Origin of the sequence: Streptomyces sp. MAR4 CNX-425, assembly GCF_048656465.1 — a bacterium.
Taxonomy (GTDB): Bacteria; Actinomycetota; Actinomycetes; order Streptomycetales; family Streptomycetaceae; genus Streptomyces.
Genome location: NZ_JBMDLF010000003.1, coordinates 560,737 through 581,275, shown reverse-complemented (window position 1 = coordinate 581,275; position 20,539 = coordinate 560,737). Strand labels below are relative to the sequence as shown.

At 70.9% G+C, this 20,539-nt stretch carries 19 protein-coding genes; 5 read left to right on the top strand and 14 right to left on the bottom strand.

The annotated features are described in order from the left end of the window. Positions 1–49 precede the first annotated feature (49 nt). The 5 genes from ACHZ99_RS12325 to ACHZ99_RS12305 form a co-directional block, all read right to left on the bottom strand. Positions 50–805: an aldose 1-epimerase gene (locus ACHZ99_RS12325; protein ID WP_420304701.1), complete on the bottom strand. Its 756-nt coding sequence runs from the start codon at positions 803–805 to the stop codon at positions 50–52. A gap of 442 nt (positions 806–1,247) precedes the next feature. Continuing rightward, positions 1,248–2,234 (bottom strand): hypothetical protein, encoded by a 987-nt coding sequence (locus ACHZ99_RS12320; RefSeq protein ID WP_420304510.1) that lies wholly within the window; start codon positions 2,232–2,234, stop codon positions 1,248–1,250. Positions 2,235–2,369: 135 nt separating this feature from the next. Continuing rightward, positions 2,370–3,944 carry a polyamine aminopropyltransferase gene (locus ACHZ99_RS12315; RefSeq protein WP_420304509.1) on the bottom strand — a complete coding sequence of 525 codons (1,575 nt, stop codon included), beginning with the start codon at positions 3,942–3,944 and terminating at the stop codon, positions 2,370–2,372. A 116-nt stretch (positions 3,945–4,060) separates the two neighbouring features. After that, positions 4,061–4,579, bottom strand: a complete 519-nt coding sequence (locus ACHZ99_RS12310) for a DUF2617 family protein (protein WP_420304508.1) — start codon at positions 4,577–4,579, stop codon at positions 4,061–4,063. A 223-nt stretch (positions 4,580–4,802) separates the two neighbouring features. Further along, positions 4,803–5,054 (bottom strand): hypothetical protein, encoded by a 252-nt coding sequence (locus ACHZ99_RS12305; RefSeq protein WP_420304507.1) that lies wholly within the window; start codon positions 5,052–5,054, stop codon positions 4,803–4,805. 121 nt (positions 5,055–5,175) lie between these two features. Here ACHZ99_RS12305 and ACHZ99_RS12300 point away from each other — a divergent pair, with 121 nt between their 5' ends. Both ACHZ99_RS12300 and ACHZ99_RS12295 read left to right on the top strand, forming a co-directional pair. Continuing rightward, a complete protein-coding gene (locus ACHZ99_RS12300) occupies positions 5,176–6,345 on the top strand; it encodes a pyridoxal phosphate-dependent aminotransferase (RefSeq protein ID WP_420304506.1) in 1,170 nt (389 codons plus the stop codon). A gap of 162 nt (positions 6,346–6,507) precedes the next feature. Next, positions 6,508–7,521: a 2-hydroxyacid dehydrogenase gene (locus tag ACHZ99_RS12295; RefSeq protein WP_420304505.1), complete on the top strand. Its 1,014-nt coding sequence runs from the start codon at positions 6,508–6,510 to the stop codon at positions 7,519–7,521. Between the two features lie 126 nt (positions 7,522–7,647). Here the strand turns inward: ACHZ99_RS12295 and ACHZ99_RS12290 are convergent, their stop codons facing one another. Together ACHZ99_RS12290 and ACHZ99_RS12285 are read right to left on the bottom strand one after the other, a co-directional pair. Beyond that, complete coding sequence (locus ACHZ99_RS12290) at positions 7,648–9,315, bottom strand: ABC transporter permease (protein ID WP_420304504.1); 1,668 nt, start codon at positions 9,313–9,315, stop codon at positions 7,648–7,650. Then, positions 9,315–10,238 (bottom strand): ATP-binding cassette domain-containing protein, encoded by a 924-nt coding sequence (locus ACHZ99_RS12285; protein WP_420304503.1) that lies wholly within the window; start codon positions 10,236–10,238, stop codon positions 9,315–9,317. The genes ACHZ99_RS12290 and ACHZ99_RS12285 overlap by 1 nt, the downstream gene beginning before the upstream one ends. A 234-nt stretch (positions 10,239–10,472) precedes the next feature. Between ACHZ99_RS12285 and ACHZ99_RS12280 the strand changes: the two genes are divergently transcribed. From ACHZ99_RS12280 to ACHZ99_RS12270, 3 genes are all read left to right on the top strand, one after another. After that, positions 10,473–10,994: a GbsR/MarR family transcriptional regulator gene (locus tag ACHZ99_RS12280; RefSeq protein WP_420304700.1), complete on the top strand. Its 522-nt coding sequence runs from the start codon at positions 10,473–10,475 to the stop codon at positions 10,992–10,994. A gap of 127 nt (positions 10,995–11,121) precedes the next feature. Continuing rightward, positions 11,122–12,513: an LVIVD repeat-containing protein gene (locus ACHZ99_RS12275; protein ID WP_420304502.1), complete on the top strand. Its 1,392-nt coding sequence runs from the start codon at positions 11,122–11,124 to the stop codon at positions 12,511–12,513. 117 nt (positions 12,514–12,630) lie between these two features. Beyond that, the gene (locus ACHZ99_RS12270) at positions 12,631–13,269 is read left to right on the top strand and encodes a DUF305 domain-containing protein (protein ID WP_420304501.1); all 639 of its coding nucleotides are present in this window, start codon (positions 12,631–12,633) and stop codon (positions 13,267–13,269) included. 633 nt (positions 13,270–13,902) lie between these two features. On the opposite strand, the gene ACHZ99_RS12265 is transcribed toward ACHZ99_RS12270, so the two are convergent. The 7 genes from ACHZ99_RS12265 to ACHZ99_RS12235 all read right to left on the bottom strand — a co-directional run bounded on the left by ACHZ99_RS12265 (position 13,903) and on the right by ACHZ99_RS12235 (position 20,508). Then, positions 13,903–14,613: a hypothetical protein gene (locus ACHZ99_RS12265; RefSeq protein WP_420304500.1), complete on the bottom strand. Its 711-nt coding sequence runs from the start codon at positions 14,611–14,613 to the stop codon at positions 13,903–13,905. 133 nt (positions 14,614–14,746) lie between these two features. Then, positions 14,747–15,481: a hypothetical protein gene (locus tag ACHZ99_RS12260; protein WP_420304699.1), complete on the bottom strand. Its 735-nt coding sequence runs from the start codon at positions 15,479–15,481 to the stop codon at positions 14,747–14,749. A gap of 1,025 nt (positions 15,482–16,506) precedes the next feature. Further along, positions 16,507–17,271 (bottom strand): hypothetical protein, encoded by a 765-nt coding sequence (locus ACHZ99_RS12255; RefSeq protein WP_420304499.1) that lies wholly within the window; start codon positions 17,269–17,271, stop codon positions 16,507–16,509. A gap of 219 nt (positions 17,272–17,490) precedes the next feature. Further along, the gene (locus tag ACHZ99_RS12250; protein WP_420304498.1) at positions 17,491–18,204 is read right to left on the bottom strand and encodes a hypothetical protein; all 714 of its coding nucleotides are present in this window, start codon (positions 18,202–18,204) and stop codon (positions 17,491–17,493) included. Next, on the bottom strand, positions 18,201–18,920 hold the full coding sequence (locus ACHZ99_RS12245) for a hypothetical protein (RefSeq protein WP_420304497.1): 720 nt from the start codon (positions 18,918–18,920) through the stop codon (positions 18,201–18,203). The genes ACHZ99_RS12250 and ACHZ99_RS12245 overlap by 4 nt, the downstream gene beginning before the upstream one ends. Beyond that, positions 18,917–20,197 carry a putative T7SS-secreted protein gene (locus ACHZ99_RS12240; RefSeq protein ID WP_420304496.1) on the bottom strand — a complete coding sequence of 427 codons (1,281 nt, stop codon included), beginning with the start codon at positions 20,195–20,197 and terminating at the stop codon, positions 18,917–18,919. The genes ACHZ99_RS12245 and ACHZ99_RS12240 overlap by 4 nt, the downstream gene beginning before the upstream one ends. Then, entirely contained in the window at positions 20,194–20,508 is a 315-nt protein-coding gene (locus tag ACHZ99_RS12235; RefSeq protein WP_420304495.1) for a hypothetical protein, read from the bottom strand. The genes ACHZ99_RS12240 and ACHZ99_RS12235 overlap by 4 nt, the downstream gene beginning before the upstream one ends. Between the last annotated feature and the right edge of the window lie 31 nt (positions 20,509–20,539).

The following is a 20,539-nucleotide window of genomic DNA, read 5'->3' as shown; positions in this document are numbered from 1 at the left end:
CGGGGGGAGGCCCGCGGAGGCCCGCGGAGGCCCGGGGGAGCCGGGGCGCTCAGCCGAGGGCGCGCCAGGCCCAGGTGGTCGACACCTCCAGCGGCTCGATGGGGGTGACCAGGCGGGGGTGGGTGTTGAGCCCGTTCGGCGGGCCGGACTGGGGTTCGACGCAGACGGCCTCGGGCTGCTCGTCGTAGACGACGACCCACTCCGCGCGGCTGCTGACGGTCAGCTCCAGCGCACCCGGCCAGGTCAGGGTCACCTCGACGCCGTCGGGCATGCCGAAGCAGTCGTCCCACGGGCCGGGCCGCGGGTCGATGCGCTTGCCGGTGGGGAGGTGGTCCGCGCCGCGCTCCTCCTGCCAGGCGGCGTCGAAGCCGAGGCGTACGCCGCCGTCGTCGCCGCTTCCGGGGAGGTGGCGTACGAACCAGGGGTGCCAGCCGGCCTGCGCGGGGAAGGAGTCGCCGGCGGTCTCCACGGCGAGCGTGAGCGTCACCTGGCCGGGCTCCAGCTCGACCAGCTGCGTCACCCGTCCCGGGTACGGCCAGGGGTCGGCGAGGTCGTACGCGAACGCCGCGGCGGCGTCGTCCGCGCGCAGGGTGCGCCAGGCGGTGTCGCGGCCGGTGCCGTGGATGGCGTGCGGCGGGGCGTCGGCGGGGAGGCGGTGTTTGACGCCGCCGTTGCGGAACTCGCCGAGCTCCAGGCGGCCGCAGAAGGGGACCATGGGGAAGCAGCCGTAGCGGTCGCCGGGCCGGAGCAGTTCGGTGCCGGCGACGCGGAGGCTCGCGACGCGGCAGCCGTTGCGCGGGTCCATCGTCAACTCGGCGTCGCCGGCGGTGAGACGTGTGGGCACGTCCAGAGCCTAGACGAGGGCGGGGACGGACCGGCGCGCAGGACCCGCGGGTCGCCGCGTGGGGCCGGGGGTGGGGCTGCGTCGGCGGGGTGGAGCGTGGGGCGCGGACCGGGAGCGGGAGCCCGTGTGTGGCCGGGTGGTGGGCGTGTGCGGGAGCCGGGCGCGGCCCGGGCGTGGGTGCGGGCTGAGGCGTCGCGACGGCGCGTGGCGGGCGTCCGCGGCTGGGGTCGGGGCGCGGGCGTCCGCGCGGCGAGCGGTGCGTGGGCGCCCACGCTGCCGGGCAGCGGCGCGCCGAGCGAAGGCGGTGCGGTTCCCGGACGGGGCGGATCCAGGGGGTCCGCGTCGCCGGAACGGGGCGGTCCACACCGGCGCCCGGCGAGCCCACCGCCCCCGCCGGAGGCGGTCAGCGGCGGCGGCGCAGCGCGCGGCTGACGATGACCGCCGTCGCCACCGCCAGCGCCGCGGCCGGCGCCATCCAGCGGAGTCCGGCCGTGGGCACGGGCGCGTCCGCGGCCGGCGTGGGGGCGTACCGGCCGCGCGGCGGGGCGTGGTCGACCTCCTCCGCGCTGCGCCCGATCATCGTGCGCCGGGCGTGCGCGGCCTCCGGCTCCTCCAGCAGGTCGTCGACCGGCTCGTCCGCGTTCTCCTCCTCGTCGGCGAGGGCGTCGAGGACCTCGTCGGCGAGCGGGTCGAGCGACGGCGGCGGCACCTCGGCGTCGAAGACCTTACCGGTGCCCGTGCCGTTGGCGGGCGGGGTCTCGGGGGACTGCTCACCGGACTGCTCGGGGGCCGGGATGCCGGGGATGGCGCGCTCGTTGTCGTCGCCGAGTCCGACGTCGGGGCCGACGTCAGGGCCGACGTCGGGGCGGGGCGGCTCCGCCGGCTCGCCGAGCTCCACCGGCCCCTTCACCGGCTCGTCCGCCGCCTCCGCCAGCGGCTCCGCCGTCAGGTCCGCCGCCAGGCCGTCCGCGAACCGCTCCAGCAGCCGTACGCCCGCCGCGCCCGCCTGCGCCGGCGCCACGGCGGCCAGCCGCCCGGTGCTCGACACCGTGCCCGCGCACAGCAGCGCCGTCGTCCCCGGCTCGGCCCCGGCGCGCGGCGTGAGGGTCAGCGACACCGTCACCGAACCGCTCCCGCGCGACTCCCCGCCCTCGGCCTCGACGGCGACGGAGTCACCCCGCGGGGTCACCCGCAGGGTGCCGCGGTACGTGATGCTGGAGCCGGCGACGCGGAGCCGGAGCCGGCCGCGCAGCGTGCCCGGCTCGGCCGCCGCCGCCTCCTCACCGGCGTCGAGCGCCAGGCCGGGGACGTTGCGGGCGACCCGCTCGGCGTCGGACAGGGCGCGGCGAACGGTTTCTGCGGGCTGCGGTACGTAGACCTCTCGCTCCATGGACCGGAGCCTACCCACGGGGAACGTGGTCGGCACAGGGTTCTGCGGCGGGTGGCGGAACGGGTCGCCCGCCCACCGCCGGGAGGCGCCGTACGGCCTCCTACCAGCGCAAAGTCCCCCCCGTGCCGCGCCGTCTCACCCCGGATACCGCGGGTGCAGCAGCGTCGACGGCGCCAGCTCCGCCGCGTCCGGCGGCGGCGTCAGCGGCGCGGCGCCCGGGGGCAGCGCCGGGGCGGAGGGCCGGCGGGCGGCGAGCACGAAACCCCAGCGGTCGTCGCCCTTCGCGTCGCCCGCCTCGTACGCGGACGGGGTCAGCCCCGCGGCCCGTACGGTCGCCGCGACCGTCCACAGCCGGTCCGCCGCACCCCCGCCCGGCGCACCGGGGCCGTCCCCCGGCCACGACGCCGCGTGCACCGCCAGCCGCCCCCCGTCCGCCAGCGCCCGTTCCGCCAGCCCGTAGAACTCCTGCGAGTACAGCTTCGCGCTCCGCGTGTTCTCCGGGCCCGGCAGATCCGAGACGATCACGTCGTACCGCCCGTCCGGCGCCTCGCGCCGCAGCCAGTCGAACGCCTCCGCGTGCACGACCCGCAGCCGCGGGTCCCCGTACGCGTGCTCGTTGAGCCGGGTCAGCCGGGGGTCCTCGGCGGCCAGCCGGCTCAGGCCCGGGTCCAGCTCGACCACCGTCACCTCCGCGACGTCCGCGTGCCGCAGCGCCTCGCGCGCCGCCAGGCCGTCGCCGCCGCCGAGGACGAGGACCCGCCGCCGGGAGTCCGGCGCGGCCAGCGCCGGCCGGGTCAGCGCCTCGTGGTACCGCCGCTCGTCCGCGGAGTCGACCCGCAGCTGCCCGTCCAGATACAGCGCCACGGAGCCGTCCCGGTCCGCCGTGAGGACGATGTCCTGGACGTCCGTCCGCTGCGCGAAGCGCACCCCCGCGCCGTACACCGCGTGGCGCGCCGCGCTCTCGAAGGGGGCGGACAGCAGCGCGGCCAGCGCGAGCAGCGCCAGGACGGTCGCGTTCGCCGCGCAGAGCGCCCAGCGCGCGCGCCGGCTCAGGTCGTACCGGAAGAGGTAGAGCACCAGCGCGCACCCCGCCGTGGCGTTGACCGCCCCCGTGACGAGCGAGCTGGAGAGCTGCCCGAGCCAGGGCAGCAGGACGAACGGGAAGGCGAGCCCGCCGGCCAGCGCCCCCACGTAGTCGGCGGCGAAGAGGTCGGCCACCGCGCCGCCCGCGTCCTGCCGCCGGACGCGCTGGATCAGCGTCATCAGCAGCGGCACCTCGGCGCCGATGAGGACGCCGATCGCCAGCGCGTACCCCACGAGCATGAACCGCGGCTGGCCGAACCACGCGAAGCAGGCGTGCAGCGCCATCGCCGACAGCCCGCCGAGCAGCGCGAGCACCGCCTCGACCGCGCCGAAGGCGACCGCGGCGCGGATGCGCAGCCGCTTGGCCAGGAGCGATCCGACGCCCATCGCGAAGACCATGACGGACAGCACGACGGACGCCTGGGTGACGGAGTCGCCGATGAGATACGAGCCGAGGGCGACCAGCTCCAGCTCGTACACCAGCCCGCAGGCGGCGCAGACGAAGACCGTGGCGAGCACGAGGAACCGCCCGGTGGCGGGCCGCACCGGGAGGGCGGGCGGCGGCGCGCCCGGCAGCGCGGGGGCGCGGCCGGGGGCGCGCGTCGTCTGCTCGTACGGTTCGATCACGGAGGAACGATACGTTTGCGCTGGTGCCGCCCATTGTCACCCACACGTGTGCAATATGCCCTAGGCATAGGCAAATTGCCCTAAGCTGAAGGTCCGGCGGCGCCCGCGGAACGCCGCTAGACCGGCTCCGCGACCCGCGCGGCCATCGTCGTCCGGGTCGCCACCAGGCGCCCCTCCTGGGGGTACGAGTGCCAGGTGCGCCAGCCGACGACGTCGTCCTGGCGGTGCACCAGCAGCGCCGTGAACGCGTACGGGCTGCCCGGGAAGGTCCCGGCGAGCCCGCGCGGATGGTCGGCGACCAGCGCCAGCAGCTCCTGCGCGCGGGACTCGAAGGCGCCGCGGGAGAGCGTCTCGACCCGCGCGGCGAACTCGTACTCCCACCCGGCGACCTGCTTGGCCACGCCGAGGGGGAGCGGGGTGGTGCTGCCGGGCAGGCAGGCGACGGTCTCGGAACAGGCCGAGTCGCCGTCCCGCAGCAGCACTTGGTGCGAGGCCCCGAGCAGCCGCAGCTGCACGTCGGCGGAGCCGAGGCGCAGGTCGAGCAGCGCGAGCGCCGGCATGGGGTCCAGCCCGAGCCGCCACGCGAGGTCCTGGGCCCGGGTGTCCGTGTACGAGGTGGTGAGAGTGGTGAGCATGGGTCGGCTCCGCAGGCAGGGTGGAAAGACATCGGGCCGCCCGCCGCATGGCGGGACCACGGTACGGGCGCAGGCCGGGACGTACGCGTGCACACCCGGCAACTGGGGAATGCGCCCGGGAAATACGGAATCACGAAGTGCCGCCCGCCGACAGCGTTTTTACCCTTCTTCACCGGGTTCCGTCGTACGGGCGCGAGACTGGTCAGTTGTTCTTTTCCGCCGACTAGAAGCCGCCGCCGCCCCCGCCCCCGTCGCCACCGCCGCCGCCGCTGCCCCCTCCGTCGCCGCCGCTGCCGCCGCCGCCGAAGTCACCGTTCCAGCCGACCGCGTCCGTCCCGCCGCTGTCGCCGCCCAGGCCGCCCCAGCGGCTCGTCCCGCCGTACATCGAGCGGCGGTGGGTGCTGCGCCTGCTCGCGGCGGCGGACAGACCCACGACTAACCCGATCGCGACCACGGCAAAAATGAGGAATCCCATCGGAACCTCCCAATCTCCCCCGCCCCCGCGGAGGTCCGGTGTACCACCGGATGTTCCCGGCGCGAGTGCTCCTCAACCCTCATCATGAGGATGGTCACCGGACCCGAGACGAGGAGCCACGATGCGTGCACGGCCGCTGCTGAACCGTAGGCTGGAGGGCCACGGCACGACCATCTTCGCGGAGATGTCCGCCCTCGCGGCGCGTACCGGCGCCCTCAACCTCGGACAGGGCTTCCCCGACACCGACGGCCCCGCCGAGATCGCCGACGCCGCGGCCCGCGCCGTCCGCGACGGCCACGGCAACCAGTACCCGCCCGGCCCCGGCATCCCCGAGCTCCGCCACGCCGTCGCGGAGCACCAGCGGCGGTTCTACGGGCTGACGTTCGACCCCGACTCCGAGATCCTCGTCACCGCGGGCGCCACCGAGGCGATCGCCGCCGCGATGCTCGCCCTGCTGGAACCCGGCGACGAAGTCGTCGCCCTGGAGCCGTACTACGACTCGTACGCCGCCACCATCGCCATGGCCGGCGCCCAGCGCGTCCCGGTCACCCTCCGCGCCCCCGACTTCCGCCCCGACCTCGACGCCCTGCGCGCCGCCGTCACCCCCCGCACCCGGCTGCTGCTCCTGAACACCCCCCACAACCCCACCGGCACCGTCCTCACCCGCGCCGAGCTGACCGCCATCGCCGAACTCGCCGTCGAACGCGACCTCCTCGTCGTCACCGACGAGGTCTACGAACACCTGGTCTTCGACGGCGAACACCTGCCGATCGCCTCCCTGCCCGGCATGCGCGAGCGCACGGTGTCCATCTCGTCCGCGGGCAAGACCTTCTCGTTCACCGGCTGGAAGGTGGGCTGGGTCGTGGCGCCGCCACCCCTGCTCGCGGCCGTGCGCACGGCCAAGCAGTACCTCACGTACGTCAGCGCCGGCCCCTTCCAGTACGCGGTGGCCGAAGCGCTCGCACTCCCCGACAGCTACTACGCCGCGCTGCGCGACGACCTGAAGGCGAAGCGGGACCTGCTGTCCGACGGCCTCGCGGAAGCGGGCTTCCAGGTCTTCCGCCCGTCCGGCACCTACTTCATCACCACCGACATCACCCCGCTCGGCGAGAAGGACGGCGTCGCGTTCTGCCTGTCCCTGCCGGAACGAATCGGCGTCGTCGCCGTCCCGACGTCGGTCTTCTACGACGACCCCGGCCCGGCGCGCAGCCACGTGCGCTTCGCCTTCTGCAAACGCGAGGACGTCCTGCGCGAGGCCACCGGGCGCCTGCGGCGGCTCCGGGCGGGCTGAACCGTCACCGCCGCGCAAGGAGCCCGTCGGCCGGGCCGCTCCTCGGCCGGGAGCGGGCGGTCCGGGCGGTGCGTTCGGCGTAGGCCGGGAGGCAGCCGGGGCCGCCGGGGCCGAACATGGGGACAGGGGGCTACGCGCCGGAGGGCCGGAGGAGGCACGGGAATGGAGATCGTCGCGTACGGCGTGCCGGCCGACGAGCGCCCGGTGATCGAACCCGCCTTCGCGGCGGAGTTCGGCGACGCGCACCCGCTGCGCTGCCTCGACCTGTTCCTCAACCGCGACACCGTGCCCACCGCCGCCGGCTACGGGATCGTCCTCACCGGCGTCAACGACGAGCTGGACGGCGACGTCCTGCACCGCCTCGCGGCCGGCGGCACCCGGTTCGTCGCCCAGCGCTCCACCGGCTACAACAACATCGACCTCGACGCCGCCCGGGACGCCGGCCTCTCCGTGGCCCGCGTCTCCCACTACTCCCCGCACTCCGTCGCGGAGTTCGCCTGGGCCCTGGCGCTCGCCGTCAACCGCCGCCTGGTCCGCGCCGCCACCCGCTCCCGCGAGTTCGACTTCCGTCTCGACGGGCTGATGGGCCGCGACTTCCACGGCCGTACGGCCGGAGTCCTCGGCACCGGCAAGATCGGCGCGGCCTTCGCCCGGATCGCCCACGGCTTCGGCATGCGGCTGCTCGGCAGCGACGTCGCGGAGAACCCGGAGTGCCTGGCGCTGGGCATGACCTACGTCGGCACGGATCGGCTGTTCGCCGAGTCCGACCTGGTCAGCCTGCACGTGCCGCTGCTGCCCGAGACGCATCACACGGTGGACGCGGCGGCGCTGGCGGCCATGAAGGACGACGCGATCCTCGTCAACTCCAGCCGCGGCGGCCTCGTCGACACCGACGCCCTCGTCGAGACACTCCGCGCCGGCCGCCTGGCGGGGGTGGGCCTGGACGTGTACGAGGAGGAGGCCGGGCTGTTCCACCACGACCGGTCGCTGGAGGTGATGACGGACGACCGGCTGGCCCGGCTGATGACCTTCGGCAACGTCCTGGTCACCTCCCACCAGGCGTACTTCACCGCCGACGCGGTGGGCCAGATCGTCGACGCGACCCTCCGCAACGTACGCGACCACCTGGCGGGCCGTACGGGCGAGAACTTCCTGCTCCCGCCCCCGCCCCGGTGATCACGGCGTGACGGCTTCCCGCGGACCGGGACGCGTGAGCGGCCGGCGGCACCGCACGCGTCGGGGGCGGGCCCCCCGCCTCCCCGGCGGGGCGCCCGCCCCCTCGTCCGTGTTCCGGCCGGTCCGCTACTTGGTCTCCAGGTCCCGCCGGCGGAACCCCGCGAGGCCCAGCCACACCAGCCCCACCGCGATCGCGGTCAGCGCCAGCATCGGCGTCCACGACATGTCCTTCGCCGGGAGCTGCGGCACGTGCCCGAAGGGGGACAGGTCGTTGAGGACGTCCGGGAACTTGAGGATCTCGCCGAGGTAGCCGACGACGAAGCCGTACACCGGCACCACCCAGGCCACCGCCACGGCCCGCGGGATCCACCCGAAGAGCGCGACCGCCAGGCCCATGGCGACCCACAGGGCCGGCGAGTAGGCCAGGGCCGCGCCGACGAGCTTGAAGAACAGCTCGCCGTCGCCCGTGGAGGCGGCGCCCGCGGCGCCGAAGCCGATGCCGGCGAGCAGCATCATGGCCGTACCGCCGAGCGCGCCGACGATCGTGTGGCTGAGGACCCAGCGGCTGCGCGACAGCGCGGTCGCGAGCAGCGGCTCGGCGCGGCCCGCGGATTCCTCCGCGCGGGGGCGCAGGGCGGCCATCACGACGTAGATCGCGGCGACCACGGCGATGACGATCATCACCACCGAGGCGAACGACTCCGCCACGTTGGCGCCGCCGACCTCGGCCAGCTGCTCCTCCAGCTCGTCGATGCCCTCGATCATCTCCTCGGCGTCGCCGAGGATCGACCCGTACATCACGCCGAGCAGCAGCGCGCCGGCGCCGAAGCCGGTGAGCAGCCCGCGGTGCAGGCGCAGCGCGAAGCCGAGCGGGTTGGTGAGGCCCTCGGAGCCGGTGGGGCTGCCGAGGCGGGCGGCCTTGAGTCCGGCGCCGACGTCCCGGCGGGTGCTGAGGACGTAGCCGGCGGCGGCGGTGCCCGCGGCCGCGACGACCACGAGCAGCAGCGGCCACCAGCGGTTGTCGACGAACACGTACGTGCGCTGGATCCAGCCGATCGGCGAGAGCCACGACACCCAGTCGCTGCCGACGTCGCCGGCGGCGCGCAGCGCGTACGCCGCGCCGATGACCGCCATCGCCATGCCGGACGCGCCGCGGGCGTACGCGGTGACCTGCACGGTGACCGCGGCGACGGCGGCGAAGAGCATGCCGATGGCGGTGTGCGCGAGCCCGTAGAGCAGGGCGCCCTGGCCGTCGATGCCGTCGACGCCCATGCCGCTCAGGCCGGCGGCCAGGAGCAGCCCGAGCGCCAGGTTGGCGACGCCGGCGACGGCGAGCGCGGCGGTCAGGTAGGCGTGCCGGCCGACGACGGCGGAGCGGACCAGCTCGGCGCGGTTCGTCTCCTCCTCGGTCCGGGTGTGCCGGGAGATGATCAGCACGCTCATGATGCCGGCCAGCACCGCCGTGAAGGCGAGCATCTGGTGGCCGGTCATCGAGCCGATGTTGTAGTCGTCGAGGTAGTGCTCGGGCCCGGTCATGGCCAGGCCGGCCGGGCTGTCGATGGTCTCGGCGATGTCCGCCCGGTCCTTGGGCTCGGGGTAGGAGGTGTCGAAGCTGTTGACGCTGGAGACGGTCCCGAGGAACAGCGCGAACACCCAGACGGGCAGCCGCACGCGGTCCCGGCGCAGCGCGAACCGGAACAGCGTCCGGGTGCCGGCCAGCGCGCTCCCGCTCTCCGGGGCGCGCGGGGGCGCGGGGGCGCGGGTCTTCGTGTCCGTAGCGGAGGTGGCAGACATCAGGCCGCTCCCGCCTCCGAGTGGTGGCCGTTGTGCTCCAGCTCGTCGCCGTAGTGGCGGAGCATCAGCTCCTCCAGCGTGGGCGGATGGCTGACCAGGCTGCGGATGCCGAAGTCGCCGAGGCGGCGCACGGCGGCGTCCAGGTGCTCGCCGTCCACGGCGAAGCGGACCCGGCCGTCGTCGGTACGCAGCTGGTGGATGCCCGGCAGCTCGTCGATGCCGGTGGGGGCCCGCTCGGTCTCGGCCTCGATGGTCGTACGGGTCAGGTGGCGCATCTCGCTGAGGGTGCCGGACTGCACGACCTTGCCCAGCCGGATGATGCTGACCTGGTCGGCGAGCTTCTCCACCTGGGCCAGGATGTGGCTGGAGAGCAGGACGGTCTTGCCGTCGGCCTTCGCCTGGGTGATGACGTCCTGGAAGATGACCTCCATGAGGGGGTCGAGGCCCGCGGTGGGCTCGTCGAGGAGGAGCAGCTCGGCGTCGGAGGCGAGGGCGGCGACGATGGCGACCTTCTGCCGGTTGCCCTTGGAGTAGCTCCGGCCCTTCTTGGTCGGGTCCAGGTCGAAGCGTTCGATGAGGTCGTCGCGCCGTTTCTGGTCGATGCCGCCGCGCAGCCGCGCGAGCAGGTCGATAGCCTCACCGCCGGTGAGGTTGGGCCACAGCTCGACGTCCCCCGGCACGTAGGCCAGTCGGCGGTGGAGGGTGACGGCGTCGGTCCACGGGTCGCCGCCGAGCACCTGGGCGGTGCCCGTGTCGGCGCGCAGCAGGCCGAGCAGCACGCGGATGGTGGTGGATTTGCCCGCCCCGTTCGGGCCGAGGAAGCCGTGCACCTCGCCCGTCTCCACGTCGAGGTCGAGGCCGTCGAGCGCACGGGTCCGGCCGAATGTCTTGGTGAGGCCGGAGACGGTGATTGCCTTGGTCATAGAATGAAGCTACCCGAATCTTCACAAACTTGTGAAGTTAAGAAACCGTTAGTATCGAACACGGCGGGGATCCGACGGGGAGAACGTAGAGAAGTGGCAGATCAGAAGCGTGACGGGCGCGAGGAGCGCGAGGCGGGCGCGGAGCGTGAAAGACGCGCCGGGCGCGCCGGAGGCGATGCGCGCGTGGGCCGCGAGGACACGTACGGGGACGGAAACGGGGACGGGGACAGGGACGTGGTCGGGGACGGGCGTCCCGGGCGCGACCGGCAGGCGGTCGCGCGGTACGTCGAACGGGTGGCCGGCGAGCTGACCGAGATGGGCATGCAGCGGATGGCCTCGCGGGTCTTCGCGTGCATCCTGGCGGACGACGCCGGCGCGCTCACCGCCGCGGAGGTGGGCGAGCGGCTGCACGTCAGCCCGGCGGCGGTCTCGGGCGCGGTGCGCTACCTGGGGCAGGTCGGCCTCATCACCCGCGAGCGCGAGCCGGGCTCGCGGCGCGAGCGGTACCGGGTGGAGGGCGACCGCTGGTACCAGATCTTCGCGCAGCGGGAGCAGAGCATCAGGCACTTCGAGCAGACGCTCCAGGCGGGCATCGCCGTGCTGGGGCCGGAGACGCCGGCGGGCCGGCGGGTCGAGGAGACGGCGGAGTTCTTCGCGTTCCTGCGGGACGAGAACGGCCGGCTGGAGCAGCGCTGGTGGGACTACGTGAAGCGGCGCGAGGAGGCCCGGGCGGCGGGGGAGGGGCCCGTCCCGTAGCCGGCGGGCCGCAGGCCGCGGGGCAGGGCCCGCCCCCGACGCCCGACAGGTGCATGGCATTGATCTGTTCATTACATGGATCTATATTGCGGTGATCTGGACTGCCGTACGCAAGGGGAGGGCTCGTATGCACATCTCCGCAGTCGGCCGCAGAACCCGCCGCGCGCTCCAGGCGGCCGTGGTCGCCGGCGCCTTAGTGATCACGTCGGTCGGGCTGGCAGGCCCGGCCACCGCCCAGACCGACCTGGGCGAGAACGAGATATCGCACAGCAAGAACGTCAAACCGGTCGCGCACATCCCCAGGCAGGGCCCGCTGGTCAACGCCACCCACAGCGACCTCGCGTTCTGGGGCGACTACGCCATCCAGGGCAGCTACGGCGGCTTCACCATCTACGACGTCACGAAGCCCCGGCGCCCGAGGATCATCTCCCAGTTCTCGTGCCCCGGCGGGCAGGGCGACCCCACCGTCTCCGAAGACGGAAAGCTGCTCTTCTTCTCCGTCGACTCGGCACGGACCGACGACTCCTGCGCCTCCGACTCCACCTCACCGGCCGACCCGGACGCCTGGGAAGGCATCCGGATCTTCGACATCAGCGACGTGACCGAGCCGGAGTACGTCAAGTCGATCCAGACCAAGTGCGGTTCCCACACGCACACCCTGGTGCCCGGCAAGGACAAGGCCCACCTCTACGTCTCCTCCTACGGCCCGGACGAGGCGTTCCCGAACTGCCAGCCCCCGCACGACTCGATCTCGGTCGTGGAAGTCCCGCTGGACGACCCCGAGTCCGCCTCCGTGGTCGCCGAGCCGGTCCTCTTCCCCGACGGCGGCGCCCCCGGCACCGCGGGCTGCCACGACATCACCGTCTTCCCCCAGAAGGACCTCGCCGCGGGCGCCTGCATGGGCCAGGGCGTCCTGATGAACATCTCCGACCCGGTGGCCCCGAAGGTCATCACCACCGTCTCCGACCCCAACTTCGCCTTCTGGCACTCGGCGACGTTCAACAACGACGCCAGCCGCGTCATCTTCACCGACGAACTGGGCGGCGGCGGCGCACCCACCTGCAACGAGCGGATCGGGCCGGAGCGCGGCGCCGACTCCATCTTCGACATCACCGGCGTCGGCGACAACCGGAAACTGAAGTTCCGTAGCTACTTCAAGATCCCGCGGCACCAGGCCGACACCGAGAACTGCGTCGCCCACAACGGCTCCCTGATCCCGGTCAAGGACCGCGACATCTTCGTGCAGTCCTGGTACCAGGGCGGCGTCTCGATCGTCGACTTCACGGACCCGGACAACCCGGCCGAGATCGGCTACTTCGAGCGCGGCCCGATCTCGGAGGACCAGCTGACGGGCGGCGGCTCCTGGTCCGCGTACTGGTACAACGGCTTCGTCTACTCCAGCGACATGACCAAGGGCCTCGACGTCCTCCGCGTCAAGGGACGCGGATTCGGCAAGGCCAACAAGATCAGGCTGGACTACCTGAACGCGCAGACCCAGTACAGCATCACCAAGGACTGACCCTTCCCACGGGCCCCGCCGGTGCGCCCGGCGGGGCCCGTTCCACCCACTGACGCAGCCCGCCACGCGCGCGGCCACGAACCCACCGCGTGGCGGGGCGGAAGGGAACGGCACACCGTGAAGCACCGGAGAGCCACGGGCACGCTGCTGTCCGCCGTCTGCCTGGCCGCCCTCGCGACCGGGGCCGCCCACGCCGAAGGGACGACACCCGCGGCGGCGGACAGCGCCCGGGCACCCGCGGCCGCGGCACAGGCCGCGGCGAACGAAGCCGACGCCCAGTTCGTCACCATGATGATCCCGCACCACTACCAGGCGCTCGTCATGAGCCGACTGGCCCCGACCCGGTCCACCGACGACGCCGTGCTCGCGCTCGCCGAACGGATCGACGTCGAGCAGGACCTTGAGATCTACATGATGCAGTCCTGGCAGGGATGGCACGACCTCACGGTGACCGACGCCGAGCAGGCGTACCAGCGCCTGCTGCAGAACCCGGAAATGCTCGAACGGATGGGCATGGCAACCCCGGCGGAGATCGACACGCTCGGCGCATCCTCGGGAACGGCGTTCGACGTGCAGTACCTGACACTGATGATCGAGCACCACCAGGGCGCCGTCCGCATGCTGCGGGACGTCATCATCAACGGCAGCGACGAGACCCTGCGCCAGTGGGCCACGGACATGCTGACCACCCAGAAGACCCAGATCGCGCAGATGGAGGCGATGCTGGCGGACAAGACCCCCACGGGCACCACGTAACGCCGCACCCCGCGCTGCCACCCGGCCCCCGCACGGCCGGCCCACGCCACGGGCGGGCCGTGCGCGGCGCGGAGACGCGCCGCCCCGGCGCATCGGAGGCCGAGCGGTGGACTCAGGCGGTGGCCGAGACCGCCGCGGACGCCCCGGTGGAGCCGGTCGACCTGGCGCGCGCCCACGAGGCTGCCCGATCCGGCGGGCGGCCGTACGTGTCGCACGGGGGGACTGCTGAAAGAACCTTCCGCCGATGAAATCGCTCTGACGCCTTGGAAGCGATGGTGCCCCGTCGAGTGGTGTAGAGACGCTGGCCAATTCGAACGAACTCGGCGCGCGGACCGGCAGCTTGGTGTCCGTGGGGCACAGCGAGTCGAACGAACCTACACCACTCGGTGGGACACCACCTTGGAAGCGAGCCGACCACTCTGCGACGCGTTTCTCAAACGCGCCTGCTGCCTGATCACCCACCGGCGCCTGCGGCCCGTCGGCTGACCGGCATCAGCCCGCGGTGGCCGGAGCGGTCGGGCGGACCGACCGCATGATCGGCCCGCACCGCATCATGCACACGATGGCAGCTCACGCCTCTGCTGTCCTGCCAAAAGCTTCCCAACGGGCGAACCGGTCCCCGCCTCGTAGGCATCAGCCTTCAGGGGGCGGTGGCGGAAACGGGAAGGACGGTCTCCCGTAGTTGCGCGGGGGTGCGGCAGGCGGCGACCAGCGCCGGATGGTTCCACGCCTGTGGATGCCCTGCGCAGCGCCGAGAACGGTGGAGAACATAATGAGGTAAATGCAGACTGCGAAACCCACGGATACTCGTTTCCAGTCCGTCGACCCCTCTGCGGGGTCAACCTTCCCCAAGGGATCGGCGGTGACGGTGAGGCGGTCCCCTACGTTGCGGTCACCACAGGGAACGGAGCCATGGATGGGATCGCCGTCCGGCTCCGCCAGCTTGCACGTGGGAAAGCGACGGGCATGTTTTTCCACCTCTGTCACGACGGCATCAGTCCGGTATCCCCGCTTGTTCAGCACGATCTCGTCACTGGCCCCCATGAAGATGAATAGCAAGGAAACGGCAGAGAGCGCCAGAAGTAGGATGGTGAAGGGACTTCGAGCGAAGCGGTACTGCCGCCGCCCTGCGAAGATCAGAAGCGCAAGCAGGGGGGCTCCGATCGCGTATGCTTGCCAGTCCTCTTTGGTTACTCCACCGAAGATCAGTAACGCAAAGAGGCCACAGATGACTAGCCCGAGCACCACGGCTGCCCACAGCACCTGGCTTGTGGAGGCAGTCTGCTCGAAGTGCTCGATAGGGCCGGGTCTCTCGGGTTCCACACCGTACACTTCTGAGGCCATGGGTTCGACTCACCGTCCGTGGAGCGGGACTTTCCACCGGTTGTCGCGACGACCGCCGCCAGCGGAAGGACTTGGGTCGGGTCCAGGAAGTATTCGGTCACCAAGAGACCAACGCCGCCACCCGGAGGTGTCGTCACGGGTGGCATTCAGATGCCCCCCTCTTCGCCTCGATCTCGACGGTTTGCCACACGCCCTCCTCGTTCTCGACGAGTCGGGTATTGGTCAAGGCGTACGAATCTTTCGAGGCGGGCGACCTGTCGACCTCTTCCGTCTTTCCATCCTTGATGAACGCCTTGCTCTGATCAATGCAGTAGATGACCACTGCCGAGCCGTCGTCAAGAAAGCTGACTTCATGGTCAAAGTAGCGTGTGCTGCCGATCCACGTGTCGTCCTCGCCGACCCACCGCTTGATGTAGTCGATCGAGTCCTGGAGAGCTGTACCGCTGTTATAGAACGCCAATGCTTCAGTTTGCGCCTTGCCCTGGAAGATGGCGTCGTCAACGGAGTTGATGGATTCGGCACTGTCCGCAAGCACAGCGTTCTTCTTCGGGTCTCCGACCTCCCAAGCCTCGAAGACGTTCTTCGAGCCGTCCGGCAGCTTGATCTCCGGTCGGCCTGACTCTTCCGTTTCGGTCGGCGACTCGGAGGGCGTCGACGACGGCTTCGCTCCGGCGATCTTGTCACCGTCGTCACCGCCGTCGTCGCTGCCGCCGCAGGAGGCGAGCAGCAGGAGCGCCGCGATCGCCAGGGCGCCGGTGGACGTCCGGCTCCGGAGCGCGGTCCGGGATTGGGCGCGTTTCCCGCAGTGGGGGGTGGGCTTGGCGTCGGCAGCGGTCGCTGTGGCTGCGGATAAAGGGCGGCCAGTCACAGTCAACTCCGGGTGGTGAAGGGAAGATGCTTGTGATCTGACGCTATCGAGCGGGTATGTGGCCGCACCAGCGTCGATTTTCAGCCCGGCATTTCCTCTTGAGGCACATGGAATTCCATCGAGGGCCGGCCACGGCCAGTCGAATTCTCCGGCGGAATCGGACGGGCGGCCGGGCCGTGGTCCTACCGGGCGGGCTGCCGGGAGAGGTCGCCCCGTACGCGCTTGCCGAACGTCAGCCGGTCCGCGGCGCCGGGGTGGCCGGCGGCGGGTGGTGGTCCGGTGCCGGGGGCGGGCGGCGGTGTCGGCGGCCGTGCATGTGAGGCGGCGACGGTGCCCGCGCCAGGGTGGCCGGGAGCGGTGGGCGCCGCCCGGTGTCGGGGTGCACGGGGTGGCGCCGGGGTGGGCGGCCGTGCGTGGGACGCGGTGACGGGGGGCCTGCGCCGGGGGTGCCGGCCCCGGCGGGTGGCCCGGTGCCGGGGCGGTTGGGGCAGCGTCGGGGTGAGCGGCCGTGCGTAAGAGACCGCGGTAACGGGGGGTGGAGCATTGCCCCCGGGACCTCACTGCCCGGCTATCCACGACGGCTCGCCTCCGGGCTCGGCTGGCGATAAGGACGGACCGAGCGGCGTTCGGCTCTCGTATCCCGCCCGCACCGCTGCCCGGGGGCCGCTCCCCGCCCTGCGGCGCCCGATCGCACCGCCCTCCGGGCGCCCTACGCGCCCCGGCGCGGCCAGGAGGCGCCGCCGCGTGCACGCAGGCGGGCGAAACTCGGACCTCATGGCCGGTTTGGGCTGATTTTGGGGTGGGTTACCCCGGGTTCGTCACCGCCACGTGCACACCGAGCACCCTCCGGGGCCTGATACGGCACCGATCGGCCCGCGCGTGCGCGCCACCGGGCGAAGCTCGACCCTGGTGGGTGATTTGCGTTGGTGCCGTCCTGGATAGGGCCCTTCCCCGGGCTGAGTTCCGTACGACGTATGCCGCCGACCACGCTTCCCCAACAAGCCAACGGTCCTCGCCCGTACACGTCAGCCTTCCGGCTCCCGCGGCCGGAGGACGGGCGGTGGCGGCGGCGGAAACGGGGACGAGGGTTGCCCGTAGTTGCGTGGGGGTTCGGCAGGCGGCCACCAGCGTCGGATGGTTCCACGCTTGCGGATACCGGAGGCGGTGCCGAGGAGAACCGAGAGCATGATGAGCCCGCTGCCAGCTGAAAACGCCGTGTAATCCGGCGCCGGGCTGACACTGCCGCGCATGGGTCCGACACGGCCGATGGGGTCGATTGTCACGGTGACCCTGTCCCCCACTCGGAGCTGCCCGCAGCTGATGGTCCCGAGGACTGGGGCGCCATCGGGCCTCTCCAAATGGCAGGCCAGAGGAGCTCGGGCACGGTTCTCCACCCGGGTGACGATCGTCTCGGTCTCGACCCCCCTGCGATACAGAAGGATGGCGTCACTACTGGTGACACAGAGGAGCCCCATCGCAAGAACGGTGAACAAGAAAAGCAGCAGCGCAAACCCGCTATGCCCGAAGTGGTGAAGGCGCCGGAGGATGAAGTAGGCCAGAGCAGTCAGTGGTCCGGCAACCGCGTAAGCTCGCCAATCCTCGATGGTGAGCCCCATCAGCATGAGGAGGGCGAACAGCCCGCAGACCAGAAGCCCGAGAATGACAGCGGCTCCCCATACCTGCTTCCCGGGTGCGGTCTGCTCGAAGTGATCGATGCGGTAGGCCCAACTGGGTTCCGAGGTGTAAGTTTCTGAGGGATTCGCGTGCCAGTAATTCAAGCCAATCTCCATCAGTGCAGAGATGTGGAATCTTCTGCCTCTGTCGCGCCGCGCTCAACGCGGAACCGGCTTGATGAGCTAGACCGCCGCTCATCATTACCCCCGCACCGACCGCGGCAGATATGGCCGCCATCCACAACCGACCCACGTTGACGGAACTTGAAGACGCCCTCGGCGCACCAGAGCCTGACATGTTCAAGTAGCATCTCGCGCAGGACCGTCATTGAATTCTCATGGGGGTGGAGGCGTTGGCCCGAAGCCGTCGGTCCCCGGGGGAGGTGGCGGAGGGGGGATCGGGTGTGAGGGGAGTGGTGAGGCACGTGATCTCCGGTGGTTCTCGTAGACGGAGGCCGCACCCCAGGTGGTGAAGACCAAGAGCGAAACACATATGAGGCCAAAGGTGAGAGCGAAGCGGAGAGACGATGACGTCGAATCTTCCTGACCGTCCACGAGGACAGGGTCGGCTCTGCCCACAGGATCAACTACAACTTCGACCCGGTCACCCACGTCGAAAGGACCCCCCGACAACTCGCCGAGAATGTGCTCGCCGTTCGGCTTCGCCAGCTTGTACGTAGTGCCAGAGCGGACCTGCGGCACCGTTTCGACGACGACCGCCGCAGTACGCTCACCCCGGACGTCGAGGATCCGGTCTTCGCTGACGACCCAGAAGCCGATAAGCAACATTGCGAAGAAAATCAGGAAAAGCAAAGCGACCCACTGACGGGCGAAGGCGCGGAGACGCAGGAAAGCAAAACTGCCGATGGCTAAGAAGGGTAGACCGATGGCATAACTGAGCGCGTCCTCCCTCGTCAGCGTGGTGAGAAACAAGGGCGCGTAGAGGGCACACATGGTGGCTCCGAGCGCGAACCCCGCCGCGAGCAGGCGGGACTTCGGCGCAGTTCGCTCGAAGTGCCGCACTCGCTCGGTCCACGTCATCTGTTTCATGTGTTGATCCTCGCCTCCTGCTGTGCGTAGACCTCGATGGTCGAATTCCCTGCGATGAGCGCGATGATGCCCGCCAACTCGTTTACCTGACCGGGGTCGAGGCACTGACCTATGACAAGCAGGCTGTGGCCTCCGCCAGGAGGTATGGCCAGGCCGACAGCCAACCCGAGCGTCGTCACTGGGGCCGCCCCGCCATCGTCGTCGGTGCGCGTCGACGCGGGGGCTAGGGCAACAGAGCCGTCTGGGAACAGCTGGGGCTTACTGATCAGGCCGACGCCGGCACCGAGTTTGGTAGGAAAGCTCTCGATATATGCGTCCCCGTCGGTGAGCTCCTCACCGAGGAAGCGAGCGAGGACGGTGCCGCTGTCGAGGTTCGCTTCGAGCGTCCCCAACTCGACTACGCCGCTGCAAATCTCCCAGAGCACCGGTCCGTCCTCTGTCCGTGGCAGCGCTACCAGACCGCAGGAGAGCATTCCGTCCGCGAGGAAGATCCGTCGGGTGTTCATAACCCCGGCGGCGACTGCCTGCTGGACATCGGGTGTGTGGCCGGGGAAGGTGAGCCGAGCCAGTTCCTCGAAGCGCGCCTGGGCGGCCTCCTCGTCTTTCGGGTCTTCGAGAATGTCGAGCCAGTCGCTGGGGGCGTAGAGGTGCACCTCGCCTATCGGCGGCCCGGACAGCGGAACAGTGACCCGATGCTTCAATTCGTCCTCCGTCATTGTGCCATGGCCTCTCTGGTCGCCTTCTTTGCCACATTCGGATCGAGGAACGGTGGCAACTTGGGCTTGCCGTCGAATCCCAATTCCTCCTTGCCGACCTCGAAACCAGCTTCGACAGTATCCAGAGTGTTCTGCGCTCCGCCGCCTGGTAGGGCGCCGACGGAATTTCCCATCCAGTTTCCGGTGAACTGCAGGGTTGAAGCGCTGAGTTCCCAACCGCCCACGGCTCGACCTGGCTGGGTGATTGCAGTCTTGAACAGCCCGGAGGTCCCTGGCCCTACAATCCTGGTGAGTGCCTTTCCGGCGGCGAATGCGCCGCCTCCGAAGGCCAGACCTGCGGCGTCAATGAGGACCGTCTGGTCTGTAAGCGCGGCCTGGAAACTCCCTGTTGTACCCACCGCCATGAGATAGTGACTGGTCAGGGCAAGCGCCCCCAGGCCGAGAGCAAACGGTGCCATCCAAGGGAACGCAAGAGAGAGCAATCCCGTGATGACGCTTAGCGTTCCGGCAATGTCGCCGATCATCTTGAAGACCCAGGCGTTCTCCTTGAGGAACTTCTTGAGCTCCCCAAGTGCGTTATCCAGTGCCATGACCAGGACGTCGTCGAGCGCGGCCACCGCGCTCCCGATCTTGTCGAACAAGCCCGGTTCGTTGGGGGCGATGTCCATGGCGCGTTTGAGGCGGTCGGCGATGTCCTCGCCCTGGGTGCGGTACCTGTCGGCCAGTCTTTTGGCGTCGTCGCGGATGGCTTCGAGGGCACGGTCGGCATTGCCGACCGCGTTCTCCGCCTCTGAGCGGACCTTTTCCTGCTCCTTGGCTTCACGCTCTTCCCGGTCGTTCTTGGGGAGGGCGAACCATGAAGGCTCCGGGGGTAGCCCTGCCAAGTTGTTCTTCGCTTCTTCGGCCCGTTCCCTGGCGGCGTGCGCTTGTTCTTCGTACTCCCGTGCCTTGTCCTGCTCGGGAGGCATGTACGCGGCCCACTCCTCCAGCGCCTTGGCGGACTGGGTGAAGGATTCGCGGGCCTTGTCGATCTTCGGTCTGAAGTCGTCGTTGAACTGGCGGCGGAACTCCTCGGCGGCCTTGCCTCGCCACTCGCCGTCACCGCGGCCGTTGAGCACCTGCGATATCTCGTCCAGTGAGCGGGCCGCACGGCGGACGACGCCCGCGACCCACTCGGCGGCACGGGGATCGCCCGGGCAGGGGTCGAACCCGAGCCCGGGGAAGCGGGCCTTGGCCTCCTCGGTATGGCCGGGGTCTACCTGGTACCAGTCCCTCATGCGGACCCCGACCCCCCGCCCTTGCCGCCTTGGCGCAGGGCCTGGGCGAGGTCGTCGTCCAGGCCGGCGAAAGACTTCTTGATCTCCAGCAGCGCGTCGGCCGCTCTGTCCGAAAACTTGGTGAGCTGTTTGATGCCGTAGGACCACTCGTCGCCGAAGTCGTCCATCCGTGAGGCGAGCTTTGCCACCCCCATGTCCGTGCCGTCGAGCTGATCCATCTCCTCGCCGGGCTTCTTGAGCACCTTCACGATGTGGAGCAAGTCGTGCCTGACACGGTCGAGCATCTCGCCGTCGACGTATAAGTCCCCCATGGGGATCTCCCTCCCTCGGCCGGGCCGGCCG

Bases quoted from the DNA above. Each gene is read 5' to 3' on its own strand.
- ACHZ99_RS12235 (WP_420304495.1), bottom strand. From the start codon at position 20,508: ATGGGGGACTTATACGTCGACGGCGAGATGCTCGACCGTGTCAGGCAC.
- ACHZ99_RS12310 (WP_420304508.1), bottom strand. From the start codon at position 4,579: ATGCTCACCACTCTCACCACCTCGTACACGGACACCCGGGCCCAGGAC.
- ACHZ99_RS12320 (WP_420304510.1), bottom strand. From the start codon at position 2,234: ATGGAGCGAGAGGTCTACGTACCGCAGCCCGCAGAAACCGTTCGCCGC.
- ACHZ99_RS12245 (WP_420304497.1), bottom strand. From the start codon at position 18,920: ATGACGGAGGACGAATTGAAGCATCGGGTCACTGTTCCGCTGTCCGGG.
- ACHZ99_RS12305 (WP_420304507.1), bottom strand. From the start codon at position 5,054: ATGGGATTCCTCATTTTTGCCGTGGTCGCGATCGGGTTAGTCGTGGGT.
- ACHZ99_RS12250 (WP_420304498.1), bottom strand. From the start codon at position 18,204: ATGAAACAGATGACGTGGACCGAGCGAGTGCGGCACTTCGAGCGAACT.
- ACHZ99_RS12265 (WP_420304500.1), bottom strand. From the start codon at position 14,613: ATGGCCTCAGAAGTGTACGGTGTGGAACCCGAGAGACCCGGCCCTATC.
- ACHZ99_RS12285 (WP_420304503.1), bottom strand. From the start codon at position 10,238: ATGACCAAGGCAATCACCGTCTCCGGCCTCACCAAGACATTCGGCCGG.
- ACHZ99_RS12300 (WP_420304506.1), top strand. From the start codon at position 5,176: ATGCGTGCACGGCCGCTGCTGAACCGTAGGCTGGAGGGCCACGGCACG.
- ACHZ99_RS12240 (WP_420304496.1), bottom strand. From the start codon at position 20,197: ATGAGGGACTGGTACCAGGTAGACCCCGGCCATACCGAGGAGGCCAAG.
- ACHZ99_RS12295 (WP_420304505.1), top strand. From the start codon at position 6,508: ATGGAGATCGTCGCGTACGGCGTGCCGGCCGACGAGCGCCCGGTGATC.
- ACHZ99_RS12275 (WP_420304502.1), top strand. From the start codon at position 11,122: ATGCACATCTCCGCAGTCGGCCGCAGAACCCGCCGCGCGCTCCAGGCG.
- ACHZ99_RS12255 (WP_420304499.1), bottom strand. From the start codon at position 17,271: ATGGAGATTGGCTTGAATTACTGGCACGCGAATCCCTCAGAAACTTAC.
- ACHZ99_RS12325 (WP_420304701.1), bottom strand. From the start codon at position 805: ATGGACCCGCGCAACGGCTGCCGCGTCGCGAGCCTCCGCGTCGCCGGC.
- ACHZ99_RS12290 (WP_420304504.1), bottom strand. From the start codon at position 9,315: ATGTCTGCCACCTCCGCTACGGACACGAAGACCCGCGCCCCCGCGCCC.